22 protein-coding genes are annotated in these 21,050 nt (G+C 63.8%); 4 read left to right on the top strand and 18 right to left on the bottom strand.

Translation table 11 applies throughout. The features are described from left to right. Positions 1–9: 9 nt before the first annotated feature. The 14 genes from rpmC to rpsL all read right to left on the bottom strand — a co-directional run bounded on the left by rpmC (position 10) and on the right by rpsL (position 9,216). Complete coding sequence (gene rpmC, locus DY468_RS08825) at positions 10–219, bottom strand: 50S ribosomal protein L29 (protein WP_114356383.1); 210 nt, start codon at positions 217–219, stop codon at positions 10–12. A gap of 5 nt (positions 220–224) precedes the next feature. Beyond that, positions 225–638, bottom strand: a complete 414-nt coding sequence (rplP, locus tag DY468_RS08820; protein ID WP_013501921.1) for a 50S ribosomal protein L16 — start codon at positions 636–638, stop codon at positions 225–227. 32 nt (positions 639–670) lie between these two features. Further along, positions 671–1,378, bottom strand: a complete 708-nt coding sequence (rpsC, locus tag DY468_RS08815; protein ID WP_164604351.1) for a 30S ribosomal protein S3 — start codon at positions 1,376–1,378, stop codon at positions 671–673. Positions 1,379–1,400: 22 nt separating this feature from the next. Further along, positions 1,401–1,784, bottom strand: coding sequence for a 50S ribosomal protein L22 (rplV, locus tag DY468_RS08810; RefSeq protein ID WP_011158790.1), 384 nt, complete (start codon positions 1,782–1,784; stop codon positions 1,401–1,403). Between the two features lie 10 nt (positions 1,785–1,794). Then, entirely contained in the window at positions 1,795–2,073 is a 279-nt protein-coding gene (rpsS, locus tag DY468_RS08805) for a 30S ribosomal protein S19 (protein ID WP_011158791.1), read from the bottom strand. A gap of 11 nt (positions 2,074–2,084) precedes the next feature. Continuing rightward, a complete protein-coding gene (gene rplB / locus DY468_RS08800) occupies positions 2,085–2,921 on the bottom strand; it encodes a 50S ribosomal protein L2 (RefSeq protein ID WP_164604349.1) in 837 nt (278 codons plus the stop codon). Positions 2,922–2,934: 13 nt separating this feature from the next. Then, positions 2,935–3,234, bottom strand: a complete 300-nt coding sequence (locus tag DY468_RS08795) for a 50S ribosomal protein L23 (protein WP_011158793.1) — start codon at positions 3,232–3,234, stop codon at positions 2,935–2,937. After that, positions 3,231–3,851, bottom strand: coding sequence for a 50S ribosomal protein L4 (gene rplD / locus DY468_RS08790; RefSeq protein ID WP_164604346.1), 621 nt, complete (start codon positions 3,849–3,851; stop codon positions 3,231–3,233). Before rplD ends, DY468_RS08795 begins: the two co-directional genes overlap by 4 nt. Before the next feature lies 1 nt (position 3,852). Then, the gene (gene rplC / locus DY468_RS08785) at positions 3,853–4,578 is read right to left on the bottom strand and encodes a 50S ribosomal protein L3 (RefSeq protein WP_164604343.1); all 726 of its coding nucleotides are present in this window, start codon (positions 4,576–4,578) and stop codon (positions 3,853–3,855) included. Positions 4,579–4,628: 50 nt separating this feature from the next. Beyond that, positions 4,629–4,937, bottom strand: a complete 309-nt coding sequence (gene rpsJ, locus DY468_RS08780; RefSeq protein ID WP_002712302.1) for a 30S ribosomal protein S10 — start codon at positions 4,935–4,937, stop codon at positions 4,629–4,631. Between the two features lie 89 nt (positions 4,938–5,026). Beyond that, positions 5,027–6,217 (bottom strand): elongation factor Tu, encoded by a 1,191-nt coding sequence (gene tuf, locus DY468_RS08775; RefSeq protein WP_164604340.1) that lies wholly within the window; start codon positions 6,215–6,217, stop codon positions 5,027–5,029. A 38-nt stretch (positions 6,218–6,255) separates the two neighbouring features. Further along, entirely contained in the window at positions 6,256–8,328 is a 2,073-nt protein-coding gene (fusA, locus tag DY468_RS08770; protein WP_164604338.1) for an elongation factor G, read from the bottom strand. A gap of 30 nt (positions 8,329–8,358) precedes the next feature. Next, positions 8,359–8,829 (bottom strand): 30S ribosomal protein S7, encoded by a 471-nt coding sequence (rpsG, locus tag DY468_RS08765; RefSeq protein ID WP_164604335.1) that lies wholly within the window; start codon positions 8,827–8,829, stop codon positions 8,359–8,361. 15 nt (positions 8,830–8,844) lie between these two features. After that, positions 8,845–9,216 carry a 30S ribosomal protein S12 gene (gene rpsL / locus DY468_RS08760; protein WP_008969396.1) on the bottom strand — a complete coding sequence of 124 codons (372 nt, stop codon included), beginning with the start codon at positions 9,214–9,216 and terminating at the stop codon, positions 8,845–8,847. Between the two features lie 921 nt (positions 9,217–10,137). Here rpsL and DY468_RS08755 point away from each other — a divergent pair. Continuing rightward, positions 10,138–11,055 carry a hypothetical protein gene (locus DY468_RS08755; protein WP_164604332.1) on the top strand — a complete coding sequence of 306 codons (918 nt, stop codon included), beginning with the start codon at positions 10,138–10,140 and terminating at the stop codon, positions 11,053–11,055. Here DY468_RS08755 and DY468_RS08750 read toward each other — a convergent pair. Then, complete coding sequence (locus DY468_RS08750) at positions 11,018–11,866, bottom strand: AraC family transcriptional regulator (protein ID WP_164604329.1); 849 nt, start codon at positions 11,864–11,866, stop codon at positions 11,018–11,020. The two genes, DY468_RS08755 and DY468_RS08750, sit on opposite strands and share 38 nt — an antisense overlap. A 136-nt stretch (positions 11,867–12,002) precedes the next feature. Here DY468_RS08750 and DY468_RS08745 point away from each other — a divergent pair, with 136 nt between their 5' ends. Further along, positions 12,003–12,698 carry an O-methyltransferase gene (locus DY468_RS08745; RefSeq protein ID WP_164604325.1) on the top strand — a complete coding sequence of 232 codons (696 nt, stop codon included), beginning with the start codon at positions 12,003–12,005 and terminating at the stop codon, positions 12,696–12,698. Positions 12,699–13,316: 618 nt separating this feature from the next. On the opposite strand, the gene DY468_RS08740 is transcribed toward DY468_RS08745, so the two are convergent. Continuing rightward, positions 13,317–14,927: a hypothetical protein gene (locus tag DY468_RS08740; RefSeq protein ID WP_164604323.1), complete on the bottom strand. Its 1,611-nt coding sequence runs from the start codon at positions 14,925–14,927 to the stop codon at positions 13,317–13,319. A 1,095-nt stretch (positions 14,928–16,022) separates the two neighbouring features. Next, positions 16,023–16,904: a LysR family transcriptional regulator gene (locus DY468_RS08735; protein ID WP_246700927.1), complete on the bottom strand. Its 882-nt coding sequence runs from the start codon at positions 16,902–16,904 to the stop codon at positions 16,023–16,025. Positions 16,905–17,000: 96 nt separating this feature from the next. Here DY468_RS08735 and DY468_RS08730 point away from each other — a divergent pair, with 96 nt between their 5' ends. After that, positions 17,001–18,218, top strand: coding sequence for a YbfB/YjiJ family MFS transporter (locus DY468_RS08730; protein ID WP_205512145.1), 1,218 nt, complete (start codon positions 17,001–17,003; stop codon positions 18,216–18,218). Here the strand turns inward: DY468_RS08730 and DY468_RS08725 are convergent. Continuing rightward, positions 18,213–20,342, bottom strand: coding sequence for a heavy metal translocating P-type ATPase (locus DY468_RS08725; RefSeq protein ID WP_164604318.1), 2,130 nt, complete (start codon positions 20,340–20,342; stop codon positions 18,213–18,215). The genes DY468_RS08730 and DY468_RS08725 overlap by 6 nt on opposite strands. A gap of 66 nt (positions 20,343–20,408) precedes the next feature. Here DY468_RS08725 and DY468_RS08720 point away from each other — a divergent pair, with 66 nt between their 5' ends. Beyond that, positions 20,409–20,810, top strand: a complete 402-nt coding sequence (locus DY468_RS08720) for a MerR family transcriptional regulator (RefSeq protein WP_164604315.1) — start codon at positions 20,409–20,411, stop codon at positions 20,808–20,810. Positions 20,811–21,050 lie beyond the last annotated feature (240 nt).

The following is a 21,050-nucleotide window of genomic DNA, read 5'->3' as shown; positions in this document are numbered from 1 at the left end:
TAAAGGTCCTTACTTCGTCTTGCCGGCGCGCTTCTGCGCGGCGATGGTCTTGATGCGGGCGATGTCGCGACGAGCCTCGCGCAGCCGAGAGGTGTTCTCGAGCTGACCGGTGGCGCGCTGGAACCGCAGGTTGAAGCGCTCCTTCTTGAGGTTCAGGATCGCGTCGTCCATCTGGTCTTCGCTCATCGCCCGGATATCGGCGGTCTTCATCTCAGCCATCACGATTACTCCGCGATACGCGCGACGAAGCGCGTCTTGATCGGCAGCTTGGCGGCGGCGAGCGTCAGCGCTTCGCGGGCGATCTGCTGGTTGACGCCGTCGATCTCGAACATCACCCGGCCCGGCTTGACCCGCGCCACCCACAACTCCGGCGAACCCTTGCCGGAGCCCATGCGGACTTCGGCCGGCTTCTTCGACACCGGAAGGTCGGGGAAAATCCGGATCCAGACGCGGCCGGCACGCTTCATGTGACGGGTCAGCGCGCGACGGGCGGCTTCGATCTGACGTGCGGTGATCCGCTCCGGCTCCATCGCCTTCAGGCCGAACTGACCGAAAGCCAGGGTCGCGCCCGAGGACGCAACGCCGTGGATGCGGCCCTTGTGCGCCTTGCGGAACTTGGTTCTCTTTGGTTGCATCATGGCTTTACGCCCTCAATTCGAATTCTGCGCGATCAGGCGGCGTCGCGGCGCGGACGGGACGAACCGCCACCATCGCCTTCAGCCATGCGCTTGTCCTGGGCCATCGGATCGTGCTCGAGGATCTCGCCCTTGAAGATCCAGACCTTCACGCCGCAGGTGCCGAAAGTCGTGAACGCGGTCGCGACGCCGTAGTCGATGTCGGCGCGCAGGGTGTGCAGCGGCACGCGGCCCTCGCGATACCACTCCATGCGGGCGATTTCAGCACCGCCGAGACGGCCCGAGCAGTTGATACGGATGCCTTCGGCGCCGAGACGCATCGCCGACTGCACCGCCCGCTTCATCGCACGCCGGAACGCCACGCGGCGCTCGAGCTGCTGAGCGATCGACTCCGCGACCAGGGTCGCGTCGAGCTCGGGCTTGCGGATTTCGATGATGTTGATCACCACGTCCGACGACGTGATGTCCGCGACCTTCTTACGAAGCTTGTCGATGTCGGCGCCCTTCTTGCCGATCACCACGCCGGGGCGCGCCGAATGGATCGTCACCCGGCACTTCTTGTGCGGACGTTCGATCACGATTCGCGCGACCGCCGCCTGCTTCAGTTCCTTGTGCAGGATCTCGCGGATCTTGACGTCCTCGTGCAGCAGCCTGCCGTATTCGTTCTTGCCGGCGTACCAACGGGAATCCCACGTCCGGTTGATGCCCAGCCGCAGCCCGATCGGATTGATCTTTTGACCCATCGAAAGTCTCCCGCGCCTTCGCTTAAGCGCTTGCTTCTTCGACCTGACGAACGACGATCGTCAGCTGCGCGAAGGGTTTGAAAATACGGCCCGAACGACCACGGCCGCGCGGGGTGAAACGCTTCATCACGATGCCCTTACCGACGTGGGCCTCGGAGACGACCAGCGCATCGACGTCGAGATCGTGATTGTTCTCGGCGTTGGCGATAGCCGATTCCAGGCACTTCTTCACGTCGACCGCGATCCGCTTGCGCGAAAATGCGAGGTCGGCGAGAGCCGCCGACGCCTTGCGGCCGCGGATCAGTTGGGCGACCAGGTTGAGCTTCTGCGGAGAGACGCGAAGCATCCTGGCGACAGCCTTCGCCTCGTTATCAGGCAGGCTTCGTTCGCGCTTGGGTTTGCTCATCGTCTCGTCCTCAACCCTTCTTCGACTTCTTGTCGCCGGCGTGGCCGTGGAAGGTGCGGGTCGGCGAGAACTCGCCGAACTTGTGACCCACCATTTCCTCGTTCACCGACACCGGGACGTGCTTCTGGCCGTTGTAGACGCCGAAGGTCAGGCCGACAAACTGCGGCAGGATAGTCGAGCGACGGCTCCAGATCTTGATCACGTCGTGACGGCCCGACGCGCGCGCGGCATCGGCCTTCTTCAGCAGCGAGGCCTCGACGAACGGGCCCTTCCAGACTGAGCGAACCATGTCCGGCTTCCTTACTTCTTCTTCCGCTTGTGGCGGCTGATGAGGATGAACTTGTCGGTCGACTTGTTCGAACGGGTCTTCTTACCCTTGGTCGGCTTGCCCCACGGGGTGACCGGGTGACGGCCGCCCGAGGTGCGGCCTTCACCGCCGCCGTGCGGGTGGTCGATCGGGTTCATGACGACGCCGCGGTTGTGCGGGCGACGGCCGAGCCAGCGCTTGCGACCGGCCTTGCCGATCGAGATGTTCATGTGGTCCGGGTTCGACACCGCACCGATCGCCGCGATGCAGCGGCCGTGAATCAGACGCTGCTCGCCCGAGTTCATGCGCAGGATCACGTAGTCGTGGTCGCGACCGACGATCTGAGCGTAGGTGCCGGCCGAACGCGCGAGCTGACCACCCTTGCCGATCTTCAGCTCGACGTTGTGCACGATGGTGCCGATCGGCATGTTGCCCAGCGGCATCACGTTGCCCGGCTTCACGTCGACATAGGCGCCCGCGATCACGGTGTCGCCGACCGCCAAACGCTGCGGCGCCAGGATGTAGGCCTGCTCGCCGTCCTCGTACTTGATCAGCGCGATGAAGGCGGTGCGGTTCGGATCGTATTCCAGGCGCTCCACCTTGGCCGGAACGTCGACCTTGGTGCGCTTGAAATCGACGATGCGGTAGGTCTGCTTGTGACCGCCGCCGCGGAACCGAACGGTGATGCGGCCGGTGTTGTTACGACCGCCGTTCGAGTTCTTGCCCTCGGTCAGCCGCTTGACCGGCTTGCCCTTGTACAGCGCCGAACGATCGACCATCACCAGCTGGCGCTGGCCCGGCGTCGTGGGATTAAAGGTTTTCAATGCCATAGTCGGTCCCGCCTCACAGTCCGGTGGTGACGTCGATGCGGTGGCCCTCTTCCAAGGTCACGACCGCACGCTTGACGTCCGACTGCGTGCCGAAGGTGCCGCGGAAGGCCTTGGTCTTGCCCTTGCGCACCAGCGTGTTCACGCTCTTCACCTTGACGTCGAACAGCTTTTCGACGGCTTCTTTGATTTGCGGCTTGGTCGCGCCGCCCTGCACCTTGAACACGACCTTGTTGTGTTCGGACGCCATCGTGGACTTTTCAGTCACGACCGGCGCAACGATCACGTCGTAATGGCGCGGATCGATGGATTTCATTTGAAGCGCGCCTCCAACGCATCGACCGCCGCCTTGGTCAGCACCAGCTTCTTGCGGCGCAGAATGTCATAGACGTTGATGCCCTGAACCGGCAGCACGTCGATGTTCGGGATGTTGCGGGCCGCCGCGGCGAAGCCGTTGTTCACCTCGGCACCGTCGATGATCAGCGCGCTCTCGAGGCCGAGGCCCGAGAAGTGACCGATCAGCGTCTTGGTCTTGGCGGCTTCGAGCTCGGCCTTGTCGAGCACGATCAGACCGCCGCCCTTGGCCTTGGCCGAGAGCGCATGACGCAGCGCCAGGACACGCACCTTCTTCGGCAGGTCGATGGCGTGCGAACGCACCACCGGGCCGAAGGCGCGACCGCCGCCACGGAACTGCGGCACCCGCTGCGAACCGTGACGAGCACCGCCGGTGCCCTTCTGCTTGTACATCTTCTTGCCGGTGCGCCAGACCTCGGCGCGCCCCTTGGCCTTGTGCGTGCCGGCCTGCCGCTTCGCGAGCTGCCAGATCACACAACGCTGAATGATGTCGGTGCGCGGCTCCAGACCGAAGATCTCGTCGGAGAGCTGGACCGAACCGGCTTCCTTACCCTCGAGGGTGGTGACTTTCAGTTCCATCTCACGCACCTTCCTGCTCGGCGGCCGGCGCTTCCGCAGCCGCATCGCCATTGGCGAGCCGGAACTTGCCCGGCTTCGGCGCATCCGCCGGCAGCGCCTTCTTCACCGCGTCACGCACGCGGATCCAGCCGCCCTTGGTGCCGGGCACAGCGCCCTCGACCAGGATCAGCCCGCGCTCGACGTCGGTCTGCACCACCCGCAGGTTCAGCGTGGTGACGCGATCGACGCCCATGTGGCCCGGCATCTTCTTGTTCTTGAAGGTCTTGCCGGGATCCTGACGACCACCGGTCGAACCGATCGAACGGTGCGACACCGACACGCCGTGCGTGGCGCGCAGGCCGCCAAAGTTCCAGCGCTTCATACCGCCGGCGAAGCCCTTACCGGTCGAAGTGCCGGTGACGTCGACGAACTGGCCGACGACGAAGTGGTCGGCCTGGATCTCGGCGCCGACCGGGAGCAGCGCGTCCTCGGACACGCGGAACTCTTCGACCTTACGCTTCGGCTCGACCTTGGCGGCGGCGAACTGGCCGCGCTCGGCCTTCGGCATGTACACGGTCTTGCGCGAGCCGGAACCGACCTGCAGCGCCACGTAGCCGTTCTTCTCGTTGGTGCGGTGGCCCAACACCTGGCAGTTGCCAAGCTTCAGCACGGTCACAGGGATGTGCTCGCCGGCCTCTGTAAAGACCCGCGTCATCCCGACCTTCTGTGCGATCACTCCGGAGCGCATCGGCGTGCTTCCTGTTCTTTCTGTCCGTTCGATAACCGGACGTTACAATCTCAGAGCTTGATTTCGACGTCGACGCCGGCGGCCAGGTCGAGCTTCATCAAAGCATCGACGGTCTGCGGGGTCGGGTCGACGATGTCGAGCAGGCGCTTGTGAGTGCGCATCTCGAACTGCTCGCGGCTCTTCTTGTCGACGTGCGGCGAACGGTTGACGGTGAACTTCTCGATCCGGGTCGGCAGCGGGATCGGCCCGCGCACCTGCGCACCGGTTCGCTTCGCGGTGTTGACGATCTCACGGGTCGACGTATCGAGAATCCGATGGTCGAACGCCTTGAGGCGAATGCGAATATTCTGGCCGTTCATTGCCGTATTCTTTCTTTCGTGTCGCGAATGGTGAGTAGTGAGCAGCGGACGGACATTCCGTCCGCCGCCCTCTATTCGCTATTCCCCGCTTACTCGATGATCGCGGCGACGACGCCGGCGCCCACCGTGCGGCCGCCTTCGCGGATGGCGAAGCGCAGCTTCTCTTCCATCGCGATCGGCACGATCAGGTGCACTTCCATCGCGATGTTGTCGCCCGGCATCACCATCTCGGTGCCTTCCGGCAGGTGCACCACACCGGTCACGTCGGTGGTGCGGAAGTAGAACTGCGGACGGTAGTTGGTGAAGAACGGGGTGTGGCGGCCGCCCTCTTCCTTGGTCAGGATGTAGGCTTCGGCCTTGAACTTGGTGTGCGGCTTCACCGAACCCGGCTTGCACAGCACCTGGCCGCGCTCGACGTCTTCACGCTTGGTGCCGCGCAGCAGCGCGCCGATGTTGTCGCCCGCCTGGCCCTGATCGAGCAGCTTGCGGAACATTTCGACGCCGGTGCAGGTGGTCTTCTGCGTCGGGCGGATGCCGACGATTTCGATTTCCTCACCGACCTTGATCACGCCGCGCTCGACACGACCGGTCACCACGGTGCCGCGGCCCGAGATCGAGAACACGTCTTCAACCGGCATCAGGAACGGCTGGTCGATCGGACGCTCCGGCTGCGGGATGTAGGCGTCGACGTTCTTCATCAGCTCGAGAATGGCGTCGTGGCCGAGCTTCGGATCGGAGTTCTCGAGCGCTGCCAGCGCCGAGCCCTTGACGATCGGAATGTCGTCGCCCGGGAAGTCGTACTTCGACAGCAGCTCGCGCACTTCCATCTCGACCAGCTCGAGCAGTTCCGGATCGTCGACCATGTCGCACTTGTTCAGGAACACCACCAGCGCCGGCACGCCGACCTGACGGGCCAGCAGGATGTGCTCGCGGGTCTGCGGCATCGGGCCGTCGGCCGCCGACACCACCAGGATCGCGCCGTCCATCTGCGCCGCGCCGGTGATCATGTTCTTGACGTAGTCGGCGTGGCCGGGGCAGTCGACGTGCGCGTAGTGACGGTTCTGCGTCTCGTACTCGACGTGCGCGGTCGAGATCGTGATGCCGCGCGCCTTCTCTTCCGGCGCCTTGTCGATCTGGTCGTAGGCCGTGAACGTCGCACCGCCCGTCTCCGCCAGAACCTTGGTGATCGCCGCCGTCAGCGACGTCTTGCCATGGTCGACGTGACCGATCGTACCGATGTTGCAATGCGGCTTGTTACGTTCAAACTTTGCTTTGGCCATCGCTCTCTCCGTTCAGTCGCGGCTTAAACCGGCGACAATCAGGCAAACTTCTTCTGGACTTCAGCCGACACGTTGGCCGGCGCTTCCGCGTAGTGGTCGAACTGCATGGTGAAGTTCGCCCGGCCCTGGCTCATCGAGCGCAGGTTGTTGACGTAGCCGAACATGTTCATCAGCGGCACCATCGCGTTGATCACGTTGGCATTGCCGCGCATGTCCTGACCCTGGATCTGGCCACGCCGCGAGTTCAGGTCGCCGATGACCGAACCGGTGTAGTCTTCCGGAGTCACCACTTCGACCTTCATGATCGGCTCGAGGAGAACCGACTTGCCCTTCTGCAGCGCTTCGCGGAACGCGGCGCGAGAGGCGATTTCGAACGCCAGAGCCGACGAGTCGACGTCGTGGTACTTACCGTCGACCAGCGTCACCTTGACGTCGACCACCGGGAAGCCGGCGACCACGCCCGACGACAGCACGCTCTCGATGCCCTTTTCGACACCCGGGATGTACTCCTTCGGCACCGCACCGCCGACGATCTTCGACTCGAAGATGTAACCGGCGCCCGGCTCCGTCGGCTCGACCACGAAGCTCACCGCAGCGAACTGACCGGTACCACCGGTCTGCTTCTTGTGGGTGTAGTCGACTTCGGCCTTCTTGGTGATGCGCTCACGGAACGCCACCTGCGGCGCACCGATGTTCGCGTCGACCTTGTAGGTGCGCTTCAGGATGTCGACCTTGATGTCGAGGTGAAGTTCGCCCATGCCCTTCAGGATGGTCTGACCGGACTCGAGGTCGGTCGACACCCGGAACGACGGATCTTCGGCAGCCAGCTTCGCCAGCGCGATGCCGAGCTTTTCCTGGTCGGCCTTCGACTTCGGCTCGATCGCGATTTCGATCACCGGCTCCGGGAATTCCATCTTTTCGAGGATCACCGGGTTGGCGGGATCGCACAGCGTGTCGCCGGTGCGGGCTTCCTTCAGGCCGGCCAGCGCAACGATGTCGCCGGCATAGGCTTCCTTGATGTCTTCGCGGTTGTTGGCGTGCATCAGCAGCATGCGGCCGATGCGCTCCTTCTTCTCGCGGGTCGAGTTCACAACGCCGGTGCCGCTCTGCAGAACGCCCGAGTAGATGCGGCAGAAGGTGATGGTGCCGACGAAGGGGTCGTCCATGATCTTGAACGCCAGCAGCGACAGCGGCTCCTTGTCGTCCGCCTTGCGCACGACTTCGTTGCCCTGATCGTCGGTGCCCTTGATCGCCGGCACGTCGAGCGGCGACGGCAGGTAGTCGACCACGGCGTCGAGCAGCGGCTGAACGCCCTTGTTCTTGAACGCCGAACCGCACAGCACCGGATAGAACGCACCGGTCAGCACCGCCTTGCGGATCAGACGCTTCAGGGTCGCCTCGTCCGGCATGGTCCCTTCGAGATAAGCGCCCATCGCGTCGTCGTCGAGCTCGACGGCGGCTTCGATCATCTTCTCGCGATATTCCTTGGCCTGGTCGAGCAACTCGGCCGGAATCTCGGCGTCTTCGAACTTCGCGCCCAGCGACTCGTCGTTCCAGACGACAGCCTTCATGCGGACCAGATCGATCACGCCCTTGAAGTTGTTCTCAGAGCCGATCGGCAGCTGGATCGCCACCGGCTTGGCGCCGAGGCGGTCGACGATGTCCTGCAGGCACTTGAAGAAGTCGGCGCCGGTCTTGTCCATCTTGTTGGCGAAGACGATGCGCGGAACCTTGTACTTATCGCCCTGGCGCCAAACGGTCTCGGTCTGCGGCTCGACGCCCTGGTTGGAGTCGAGAACGCACACGGCACCGTCGAGCACGCGCAGGCTGCGCTCGACTTCGATGGTGAAGTCGACGTGGCCGGGAGTGTCGATGATGTTGAGACGCTTGCCGTTCCAGAACGCGGTCGTGGCGGCCGACGTAATGGTGATGCCCCGCTCCTGCTCCTGCGTCATCCAGTCCATCGTCGCGGCACCTTCGTGCACTTCGCCGATCTTGTGGCTCTTGCCGGTGTAGAACAGGATGCGCTCGGTCGTCGTGGTCTTGCCGGCATCGATGTGAGCCATGATGCCGAAGTTGCGGTAGTCCTCGATGGCGTGAACGCGGGGCATAGCGTCTTCCTTGATTCCGTTGCTTTGCCGTTACCAGCGGTAGTGCGAGAACGCGCGGTTGGCTTCCGCCATCTTGTGCACGTCTTCACGCTTCTTCACCGCGTTGCCGCGGTTGTTGGAGGCGTCGAGCAGCTCGGCCGACAGGCGCTCGGTCATGGTCTTTTCATTGCGACCACGGGCGGCGGCGATCAGCCAGCGAATGCCCAGCGCCTGACGGCGGGTGGAGCGCACTTCGACCGGCACCTGATAGGTGGCGCCACCGACGCGGCGGGACCGAACTTCGATCGCCGGCATCACGTTCTCGAGCGCCTGCTCGAACACGCCGAGCGGCGGCTGCTTGGTCTTGGCCTCGATCAGGTCGAACGCACCGTAGACGATGCCTTCGGCGACCGACTTCTTGCCGGCGTACATCACCGAGTTCATGAACTTGGTGACGATGATGTTCCCGAACTTCGGATCGGGCAGAACTTCGCGCTTTTCGGCTGCGTGACGACGGGACATGGATGCTCTCCCCGCTTACTTCGGACGCTTCGCGCCGTACTTCGAACGGCGCTGCTTACGGTTCTTGACGCCCTGGGTATCGAGGACGCCGCGGAGGATGTGGTAGCGCACGCCCGGCAAGTCCTTGACGCGGCCGCCGCGGATCATGACCACCGAGTGCTCCTGCAGGTTGTGACCTTCACCAGGAATGTAACCGATGACCTCGAAGCCGTTGGTCAGGCGCACCTTGGCGACCTTACGCAGCGCCGAGTTCGGCTTCTTCGGCGTCGTGGTGTAGACGCGAGTGCACACGCCGCGCTTCTGCGGCGATTGCTGCAGCGCCGGAACCTTCTTGCGCGACTTCTGCACCACGCGCGGATTTGCGATCAGCTGGTTGATCGTCGGCATCTTCGCCTTCACCCTCAAGCTTCGCGCGAAACCGGTCAGTCGGCTTCGCAAATTCGTTCGGAGCTACCCGCCCCAGCGGCCGCCCTGCCCGACCGAACCAATGCCCGATCACGCAAAGCGAAATCGCGCCAGCCGCCCATCGCTGAGCGGAAAGCGCTTCCACGCAACAGAGGACCGCAGCAAAGACCGGGCAGTTTCCACTGACCGGTTCTTACCGAGGTCATGCTTCCAAAACCGTCCCGACGAGAAAGAGCCTCGAAAGAACGCTCAATGTCCTGGCATTGCCTGGCTTATGTCGACAGCGTTTGAGCGTCTTGGGTCGAGGGTGGTGCCCGTAAGTCCTTGAAAGGACGGCCCGGGTTGTCCGTTCCGACGTTGGCGACGCTCACCGCCTGTCTTGAAGTGGGCGGGTTGTATCGGCGCACACCCCCCAAGTCAAGGCAAAACCGCTACCAGATGACGGTTCGGCGACGACTTTTCGCACTCTGTCCGACCGGCATGAAATGCCGATGGAATGGGGCGTTATCGCCTTGCGGCAGGATCGCGCCGGGACCCCGATTTCCGACTCCGGGCGTAGTCCGCAGCGGCCCGATCCGGGGTCCGCCGGGCAGGATTCATAGAATCGTCAGGTGTCGCCCAACCGATTCCGGCCCCGAGTCGGGGGAGAATCGACCGCTGCCCGCCGTCTCGATTCGGCACAGACCGGAACTCCCTGCGCGTCGCCGCACAATACGGTATTAAAACACCTCTTTGAGACTGGACCTATTCGACCAACGACCGCCGCCCGATTCAAGGACGATCGCGTCCGGTGGCGGCGCGATCCACAGAAGCCGGTCGATCCTGATTGCCGGCGGCGGAACCGCTGTGGCTAAGTGCCGAGCGGGCGACGTGGTCGGCCAGCCGCAGAGGCGTGGGAACGAGATGGCGGGTTCGGGGCGAGATCGGGCGGTGCCGCGACGCCGGATGGCGGCGATCGCCGCAGCCGTGGTCTCGCTGCAGCTCCTCGCCCTGCCCGCACGCGCGGCCGACGCGGATGACGACGACGCGCCGGCCCAGACCTACCCCAATATCTACCTCGACCTCCGCACCAGCTACGGCCGCACCCCGGCCGGCGTGCTGTCGATCGGCTTTTCCAGCCCGACCCTCGCGGTGCTGTCGCGCCTGCGCGAGCTGGCGGCGCTGCCGCCGCTGCAGGTGCCGACGCTGCCGGCGAGCCAGAGCGCGGAACTCGACGTGCCGCTGACCATCGACGTCAACGACCGCGTCTCGCTGTATGGCGGCTTCAGCGCCACCACCAGCAACGGCGGATCAGGCTGGAGCTCGGTCGACATCACCAGTTGGAACGTCGGCGTCCAGGCCGACCTCTATCGCCAGGACGGCGGATCGCTGCCGAGCCTGACACTCCAGACCACCCTCACCCGCTCGGTGCCGAGCGGACCGCTCGCCACCACCTCGCTCAACACCGTGCTGGAGGCGTCCTACGCGTTCGACGCCGACGAGACCCGCGGCGTGCTCGCCGGCGTGCAGTTCACCACCACGGCGATCGACGCCGACCGCGCCGAAATCCATCCGAATACGGTCGGCTGGCTCGGCGGCTATTACCAGTGGGAGAGCAACTGGAAGCTGACGGGGCGCGCCGGCCTGCAGTCGTTCGGCGGCGCCGAGCTGCTGCGCTTCACCCCGATCGCGCCCTTCACCCAACCGATCCTGCGGATCGACCTCGACCAGATGGACGACAACGACAACCGCCTGTTCGGCATCACCGCACAGGTGTCGTGGACGCCGAAGCCGGCCTATCAGCTCACGGTGCGGACGCCGCTGTATCTGAGCAGCAAGTGACTCGGGCGCCGGCATGGCGTTCCGCCATGTATCTGCCCGGCGACGTGCCGAGTGTCTTGCGGAACATGGTGACGAAGCTCGGCACGCTTTCGTAACCCAGATCGGCGGCGACCTGCTGGATCGAGGCGCCGCCGGCCAGCCACTGCACCGCGAGCATGACGCCGAGCTGCTGGCGCCAGCGGCCGAAGCTCATCCCGGTTTCGCGGCTGATCAGCCGCCCCAGCGTCCGCTCGCTGAGGCCGGCGCGCGCTGCCCAGCCCTGCAGCGAGCCGCGATCGGCGGGCGCCGCCATCATCAGGTCGGCCAACGCGCGCAGCCGCGGATCGGACGGCATCGGCAGATGCAGATCCTCGATCCTGGCAACCGCGATCTCGTCGAGCAGCACCGCGATCAGACGCGAACTCGCCCCGCCCTCGTGGTACAGCAGCGGCAGCCTCGCGGCGCGGAACAGCAGTTCACGCAGCAGCGGCGTCACCGAGACGGTGCAGCAGCGCTGCGGCAGTCCCACATCGATGCCAGCGGCGACGAACGCCGCATAGCCTTCGAGCCTGCCGGTCGCGGTGATCGCATGCAGCGTGCCGCCTGGGATCCAGACCGCGCTGCGCGGCGGCACGATCCACAATCCGCCGTCCACCCGGCAACTCAGTGCACCGCGCTGCACCAGCAGGATCTGCGCCTTGGCATGGCAGTGCAGATCGATCTCGAACGAGCCGATCATCTCCGATGCCATGCCATAGGCCACGACCGGCCGCGCGACCTCGTCGGGTTCGGTCCAGTCGGCCGCAGTGGAGCTGTCGGTGAGAATGGGCATGGGCCAGCCTACCGCGCCGCTTGGCGTGAACGGATAACAATCTGTCTAAGCTGCGTAATGACGCCAATGCCGCCTCCCTTTACTCACCCGGACAGCCGAGGCCGAACCGGTCTCGGCATGACCGAAAGGGACTTGCATGACATCGCTGAGCAGCAAGCGCGTCGCAGCGACGCTCGACAAACTCCACGCCGAGGCCGAGGCCGCGGATCGCACCCTGGTGGCCGAGATGATGGCGCAGGCCGAAAGGTCCGGTGAAACGCTGAAGGACTTGGCCGCCAGATTTGTCGATGAGGAACGTCTCAACTATCGAACCACGTATCGAGAGCACGCCGACCATTTTCTGGCGATTTCTCCAACCTATGGCCGCTTCCTGTACGCGATCGCGCGCGCCCGCAGGGCGACCCGGATCGTCGAGTTCGGCACCTCGATGGGGATCTCGACGATCTACCTCGCGGCTGCGCTGCGCGACAATGGCGGCGGCCGGCTGATCGGCTCCGAGATCGAGCCCACCAAGGTCGCGCGAGCGCGGGCTCACCTCGAAGCGGCGGGGCTGGCCGACCTGGTGGAGATCCGCGAGGGCGATGCGCTCGACACGCTGAAAGACGTCGGCGGCGACGTCGATGTTCTCTCGATCGACGGCGCGTTCTCGCTGTACCTGCCCGTGCTCAAACTGATCGAGCCGCGGCTGGCACCCGGCGCCGTCATCCTCGGCGAGAACGCCTTTGCGCAGGACTATCTCGATTACGTCCGCGCCCCCGCCAATGGCTATTTCTCCCGCTCCCTCGACATCGACCAAGGCCGCGGCAACGAATTCACCGTGCGGATCGAGTGACGCCAGCGGGCGGAGCGACAGACCCGAACGCCGCGCGGCTCGGCATCGCGGCGTTGGGCCGCGGCGCCGGAAGCAAGAATGACCGCCACTTAGCTGCCAGCGCAATCGCTGATCAGCGCGGCGAGCACCGAGCCGGTCGCCACGCCGAGACTGGCTACGCTCGATCATTGCAAGATCGACGACACCGACAACCACCTATTCTGCATCACCGCGCAGGTATCGTGGACAGCGACGCCGGCCGATCCGCCTTTGGTTCAGACGCCGCCGCATATAATGAAGAGCCGGACAGGTCACCTCAGCTTGCGCTTAGCGCCGGCACCAAAGCGGGCGACGGATGCTGCGATGGGTCAGTAGCGGACATCGCGACACCTTATCCCTCATAGCGAATTTGTCGCCCTCTCAGCAACTTAAACCTAACTCCGGCGTGACGCGCAGATCGAACCGAAGAGTCGCCCATAAGAACGAGATGAGCCCCTTTGTCGAACATGGGCTTGATTGCAGAACGATTTGCCGGTGATAGAACCATGATCTCCATTCGAAGATGTGAAGCCGCCGAAGCGCTTCCGCGGAGCGGCTCGGGTGCGACGGACAACCGAATCCGTCTACAAACCGGCAACCCTATTGAGTAGCGAGCAGACGACCTCCACTGCTTTCGGCCACTGCACCATCGATCACCCTAAAGCCATTGCAGTTACCTTCATTGGCGTCCAGGTTCGTCTTCACCCAACCAGGCTCTTGAAATGCGAGTATGCTTGAGATCAGCCCGCGCTTGAACACGACGTGCACAGGTAGCGCATCTGCGAGTTTCGCAGAGTTTACGTCGGCTGACGCCCTGATCATCAGGAATGAGCCCACGCCGTTCGACATGCCAGCCCCGTTCTTATCTCCCACCGGCGCCATGCAGCCGAAGCGGAGATAACCTTTGCTGACAAGGCGCTGCGCCAATTCATTGGGCTGAAGGCTCCCAGAACCGCCTAAAAGGTCATCAATCGTATCTACAAGATTCACCTTTTCGGTCGTAATCATCTTAAGTTGTGCCACTCCCTCTGCGGCGCGGGCCGTATCTCCCTTGGTTATCCGCGATAATGCGACAATGAAGTTGTAAATTCGACGCTTGGCATCGGCGAATGATGATGGCTGAATGTTGGCTAGGTCATCATCCGTAATCACAAGCTTTTTGATAATCCACTTCCAAAGTACGGGCCCAAGCTTGAGTGCAGTATCGGTCGTACCGGTAGCCTCCAAGCATTCTATTAGTTTCGGCTTGCTACCGAGGCGGCTCGCCAAATTGACGAGCGCGTAAGGTATATCCTCGCCCTCCGAAAATCCCGCGTCTTTCAAGGCGCCAGCAACATTGGCGCAAGTCGATCCAACACTGTCGGGCTTGATCTGATCCGGCGCAGCTCGAATCTGTGTCCGAAAGGTCTCCTGCAAAGAACTTGGCTTTGCCAACACAACCGAGTCGAGCTTGGCTACCGTGACTTCGATCTCATTGTAATCAGTCTTCACAAGATACCGTCCGACGTCGAGATCGAAACCTTTCCCAAAGCTCTTATCGTCGTTGAACGTCGAAAGAATATCTTCCATCGGCCCCTTCGTGTCGCCGACGCCGGACAGCTTATTGCCAATACTCGCCGGCATTGCAGCTGGTTCGAAAACAGACCACAAGGCAGGGATCAGCTTGGCGATGGAGTAGCCAATCTTGATGATTGCGCCGGGCGCGTTAGTGGTCGAATAGTTGACCATCGCGACAATATAGATCGGCTGTGTACCGGAAACGATAATCGGCACCTTCGGACAGATGGCCCGGTTATCTGAAATATTCTGAGCATTGACTGCATACGGCGTAAGCAAGCTGAGAGGTTTTTCAGGAATCTTCAATTTTCCGGAGGCATCCGGAGCAACATAGTCTTTACTAATGATAACCGAGTGGCTTGTCGTTACAGACCGCATGACTAATAAATCGACGACCTTCTTCATCGGAAGCGCAGCCGTCGCTTTGCATTTGAAATCGATGCGGTAGAGGTGGTGGTCCTGCCTCGACTGGTGAGGACCAGGCGCGCTGAATTGAGCGTTCAAGTTAAGGCGCCAGTCGTCACCGGGATCCCCGACAATCTCAGCATGAGCAAAACCACTTCCGATTTGCGCTACAAAGAGGGCGAAGGCATACTTGAAGTATACCGACTTGCGGCTGGGCCAGCTGCAGAGCACGCTTCTGAACGTTTCCATATTCCCAGATCCCCTTGCTTGTTGATGAACAAGCGTTAACGCGTGGGTCGCTTTATTTTGCTATTCATACGCTTGGAACTCTAAACTTCCATCCTCGCCGGGATAAATCCGAATACACGCAGTTCCAAGAGCTCTTGCGATATGCTGCGCCGTAATTTGTTCGGATTCTCCACCCAGTTCTCTCCAACTCCATAGCCGGGTCGCGGAGCAATAAAGACCAATGCGTCCGTGCATCCCGTCTCTCACGTCACTAAAAGCGTAGCGCTCCCCGATTGCGGGTCGGTGACAGGTTGACCATGCCCGGATAGCTTTGCGAAGAAGCGCCACCGCGCCGACCCCACGTAGATACTCACCCTCAAGTCAGAAAAGTCTAGACGCATGGAACGGCAGACACTTCGCCGGAACAACTTCGTCGACCTCGGCGAGCCTCCCAACCAACTCAGCAATGCTGCATCCCCTTGCTTGATCAGGATCACCGCGAGCGGAGTGAATCTGAATATGCGTCCGCGCTAAAAAGCCATGCGCCGTTCCTCACATGAAAACGAGACTTTCACGCCCGATCGTTGCCATGCTGATAAGCACGGCAGGCTAGTTTAAGCGGAAATACTTGCATTGCAAGCCCGCCGCATCCATTAGTTGCTCTGAGGAGGCAGCTCGAATAGTGGAATCTTGACCAGATCTCTACGGTCTGAAAGGTTCAAGACCAGCGCTGCGCTTTGGAGATCATGCTGAGGTGGAAGGCCGGCCGCCACGGCACAAATGCCGCTTGCGACTAAGCCTACGACAGCACCGTTCAAGTCGATTCTACTTCATATCGCCGACGCGATACCACATCGGACGCAAAACAATGCCCCACCCCCCGCAATCCGGGATATAGCAAGCCGCAGTTTCGCCGACCGATGATACAAGTGCATCTCCGGTTGAGGAAAGCAGGCTAACTTCTACTCAACGCGTCGATATGGCTAAACACGTCATGTCCTCTCAGGCTCACAAGCACCCCCACTCTTACGCAGGCAAGGCTGCACGCCGGCTTCAATCTCAAAGCGGTCGAAAGACCAGCGTCACGCAGATAGTGCCCGCTCAAACGCCCCCCTGCTATCCACCGCGCCGCCGCCTCACGCCCGCATTCGGAAGCAGAGCCATCAAGGCTTGCAGCGGCGAGCCGGGCTCGCCGGACCAGACCAGATGCGTCCGGTTGTTTCGCAGTTTGGCCGGTAGTGCATGGCGATCCACCGCCATGCCCAAAGCGGCGTGATCGAGTACGCCTGCGGGCACGATGGCGATGCCGGAGCCGGCCGCGACGCAGGCGACGATGGCGTGATACGAGCCGAGGTCGAGAATACGGTCGGGTGATACGCCTTCCGATGCCAACCATTCCATCAGGCGCCGGCGGTAGGAGCAGCCGTGCGGAAACGCCACCACGGTCTTGCCGCCGAGGTCGGCGGAGCGGCGCAGCGGGCGGTCGCCCTTGGCGGTGATCAGCACCAGTTCTTCGTCGAACGCCGCGACCGAGGTGAAACGTCCCGGCTCGAACGGCTCTGAGACGAAGGCGGCGTCGATCTCGAACCGCTCCAACTGCCGAAGCAGCGCGGCGGTGGTGTCGGTCGTCATCTGGATCGCGATATCGGGGTAACGCGCATGAAAGCGCGACAGCAGCGGCGGCAGCCGCACCCCGGCTGCGCTTTCCAGAGACCCCAGCCGCAGCACGCCCCTCGCCTTGCCGCTGCGCAACTCCTGCTCGGCGGCATCGGCCAATTGCAGCAGACGTTCGGCGTGGCTCAGTAGGGTGCGGCCGACATCGGTGAGAACCAGACCGCGCCCCTGCCGGCGAAACAGGCTGTGCCCGATCCGCTCCTCGAGCTGCTTGATGCGGGTGGTGACGTTGGACGGCACCCGGTGCAGCCGGTCCGCCGCGCGGGTGACCCCGCCCTCCCTGACGACGGCGCGGAAGATCTCGAGGTCGTCGAGGTCCATCATTCTCATATCGAGAACGGTAGTTCAGAATAATTCAGTTTTCAATGCTGGCCCGATCTGGTGGTGTCGACGCCCCACTTGGCTTGATCGGGCAACCTGATGCACCGCACTTCCGTCGAAGCTGCCGCCCCTCATCCGCCGACCTGGCTGATCGTCACAAGCGGCACCGTGGCGCTCGCCGCCGCGATGGGGATCGGCCGGTTCGCGTTCACGCCGCTGTTGCCGCTGATGATGCGCGACGGCACCTTGAGTGCCGCCGCCGGCGCCGAATGGGCGGCGGCGAACTACGCCGGCTATCTTGTGGGCGCGCTGACCGCCTCGATCTTTGCCGGCCATCCGCAGCGCGGCCTGCGCTTGTCCCTGATCGGCATCGTGCTGTCGACGATGGCGCCGGCGTGGATCGATCGCGGCTCGATGGAGCTTGTCGGCGCCGTGCTGCGCGCGGTGTCCGGGGTTTGCAGCGCATGGGCGCTGGTGTGCGCCAGCAGCTGGTGCCTCACTGAACTCGCGCGGCGCCACAGCGCGCAGCTCGGCGCCTGGATCTATTGCGGCGTCGGCCTCGGCATCGCGCTGGCCGGGACGATCGCCTGGCTCGGCGGGCAGCAGACGGCGTCCGCGCTGTGGCTCGAACTCGGAACGATCACGACGCTCGGCACGATCATCGTCGCCGCCGGCCTCGGACGCCGCACCAGCGCGCCGCCGGCGGCAGTCACGCCTGCGCACGCGCAACTCACGACGAAGCGTGCGGATCGTCAGTGGGGCATCGTGGCGTGTTACGGCGTCTTCGGCTTCGGCTACATCATTCCGGCCACCTTCCTGCCGGCGATGGCGCGGGAGTTGACCGCGAACCCGTTGGTGTTCGGCATCACCTGGCCGCTGTTCGGGCTGGCCGCCGCGGTGTCGGTGGCGCTGGCGGCTCATCGCCTCCACGGCTGGCCGCGGCGGCGGGTGTGGGCGCTGGCCCAAGGGACGATGGCGGTCGGCACGGCGCTGCCGCTGATCAGCCACGCGCTGTGGTCCCTCGCCGCCTCCGCCGTGCTGGTCGGCGGCACTTTCATGGTCGCGACGATGGCCGGACTTCAGCTTGCCCGCGAGCTGCGTCCCGCCAATCCGACGCCGCTGCTGGCGCGGATGACGGTGGCGTTCGCCGTGGGGCAGATCATCGGGCCGGTCGCCATTCGCCTTCTCGGCACCGGCACCTGGGCCGGCTGGGACAGCATGGCCTGGGCCAGCGCCGCTTCCACCCTGCTGCTGGCGATCAGCACAGCCTGGCTCTGCCGCGACGCCGAGCCAACCGCCCCTCATCCGGCATCATGACTCCGACGCCCGCCACCGCAGCAGTCTAAGGGCGTTCGCGGTGACCAGGACGGTGGCGCCGGTGTCGGCGAGGATCGCCATCCACAACGTCGTCACGCCGAGCAGGCTGGTGGCGAGGAACACCGCTTTCAGCCCGAGCGCGATCGAGATGTTCTGCCAGATGTTGCCGAGCGTCGCCTGCGACAGCGCAATCAATTCCACGACGCCGCGGGTGCGGTCGTTCAGCAGCACCGCATCGGCGGTCTCCAGCGCAACGTCCGTTCCTCCCCCCATGGCGATGCCGACGGACGCAGCCGCGAGCGCCGGCGCATCATTGATGCCGTCGCCGACCATTGCCACCGGGGATACGTCCTTCAGGCGGCTGATCTCGGCGAGCTTGGCGTCGGGCAAAAGCTCCGCGCGGGACTCCATGCCGAGTTGGCCGGCGATCGCCCGAGCGGTTCGTGCGTTGTCGCCGGTCAGCATCACCACCGCGATGCCTTTGGAGGTCAGTTGCTGCATGGCGCCTGCCGCATCCGGACGCGGCTCGTCGCGCAGCGCAATGACGCCCTCGCAGGTCTTTCCGGAAATGAGCACGACAACCGTCTTGCCCTCGTGCTCGAGGCTGGAAATCGTCGTCGCAAGCTCCGGCGGGATCGTGGTCCGCTCGGCGGCAAAGCGCGGAGATCCGACGCAAGCAAAGCCGTCCTTGAAACGCGCGGAGATCGCCTTGCCCGGCACCGCCTGACTCCCGCCGAACACGACGGGCAGCTGCAATCCGCGCGCCTTCGCGGCGCGGACGATCGCCTGTCCGATCGGGTGACTGGTGTTGCCTTCGACGGCCGCGGCGCGCGCCAGCACAGCGTCGTCCTGGCCGACGACGGCAACCACGTCGGTCACCTGAGGCTGTCCCAGCGTCAGCGTGCCGGTCTTGTCGAAGGCGACGGTCTTCACCTTGCCCAGCGTCTCCAGCACCGCGCCGCCCTTGATGAGCAGCCCTTTGCGAGCCCCCACCGCAAGCCCGGACGCAATCGCGGCCGGCGTCGAAATCACCAGAGCGCACGGACACGCGATCAGCAGCGTTGCGAGTCCGCGATAAATCCAGGTCGACCAATCCTCGCCGAAGCCGAGCGGCGGCACGATGATGACCAGGAGCGCCACCAGCATGGCGGCGGGCGTGTACCACCGGCTGAGACGATCGATCATCCGTTCCGTCGGCGCTTTGCTCTCCTGCGCTTGTTCGACCAGATGGATGATGCGCGCGATCGTGTTGTCGGCCGCAGCACTTGTCGTCTCGATGCGCAGCTCGCCGTTCGCGTTGATGCTGCCGGCATAAACCTGATCGCCGATCGCCTTGGCGACCGGAACGGATTCACCGGTGATCGGTGCTTCGTTCACATCGGAACGGCCTTCGATCACCTTGCCGTCCGACGGGATGCGGTCGCCGGCACGCACCACCACGACGTCGCCGATCTTCAGGTCGGCAGCCGGAACCTCCTCTACCTCCCCCGAACCACCGCGAAGCCGCCACGCGGTGCGCGGCACGACCTCGATCAGCGCTTCGATCCCGGCGCGCGCGCGCCCCGCCGCAAACGTCTCCAGCCACTCACCAACGTTGAACAGAACGATGACCACGGCGGCTTCCTCGGCCTCACCGATCATGACTGCGCCGATCGCCGCAACGGTCATCAGCGTTTCAATGCTGAACGGGGCTCCCGCAACGGCGCCCATCAACGCCCGGCGGGCAATGGGGATCAGGCTGACCACGGCCGCCGCCGAATAGAACCACCGTTCGTGGGGCGGGACGATCTGCGACAGCGCGAACGCCAAGACAAACATCGCGGCAGTGATCAGGATGGACCGCAGCTTCGCGTCCTTCCACCAAGGCGAGCGCTCCCGCACGGCCGGGACGCTGTTCGGAGACGACGCAGCCGCCAGCGGTTGATAACCGAGCGATCGGAGCTGCTCCTCGATGATCTGTGGCGGGGTTCGATCCTGATCGAGCTGGAGCGCCAGAGTACCGGCCGAATAGTTGACACGGACGTCCGCGACGCCGGGCAGCCGCTGCATCGCGGTCTCGATCTTGAGCGCGCAGGAGGCGCAGTCCATGCCTTCCACACGAATTTTATAGGCCTCGGTCGCCACAGCATCACCTCGACAAAGCTTCGTCACGCCCCCATATGCACCCTGTAGCAACTACAGGGTCAAGGCATGCAGGCCGGCCATCTCGCGATTGGGGATCTCGGGCGTCAAACCGACACCAAGGTCGAAACCATCCGGTATTACGAGCGGATCGGATTGCTGTCGGCCCCGGCGCGCACGCCGGGCAACTACCGCGCCTACACGGCGGAGCATCTCAACCGGCTGAGCTTCATCCGCCGCGCCCGCGACCTCGGCTTCTCGCTCGACCAGATCCGCGCGCTTTTGGATCTGTCTGACGAGCGGGAACGCTCCTGCGATGCCATCGACACGATCGCCAAGCAGCATCTGGCCGAAGTCGACCGCAAGATTTCAGACCTGCAGGCGCTGCGCCGGGAGCTGAATCACATGATCACGCAGTGTGACTGCGGCACTGTCGCCGACTGCCGCATTATCGAGGCGCTGTCGCCGTAGCGGCGACCGCTGTGCTGCCGGCACAGCAGCCGTCGCCCTCTCTTACGCCACTGCCAATTCTGAAGCCGGTCAATCAGCCTTTGGTTCAGACACCGCTGCATCTGACCAAGAGCTGATTGGGCACGTCCGCTTGCGCTTCGAACCGGCACCGAAGCGGGAGCGCGACGGATGCTGCAAGGGGCCACAAGCGGACATTCTCCCATAAGGACGCATCAGCCAGTTCATGAATACAAGCTCTCC

The sequence above is a fragment of the Rhodopseudomonas sp. BR0M22 genome (assembly GCF_010907035.1).
Taxonomy (GTDB): domain Bacteria; phylum Pseudomonadota; class Alphaproteobacteria; order Rhizobiales; family Xanthobacteraceae; genus Rhodopseudomonas.
The sequence above is the reverse complement of the archived record's forward strand: the minus strand, read 5'-3'. Positions and strand labels throughout refer to the sequence as shown.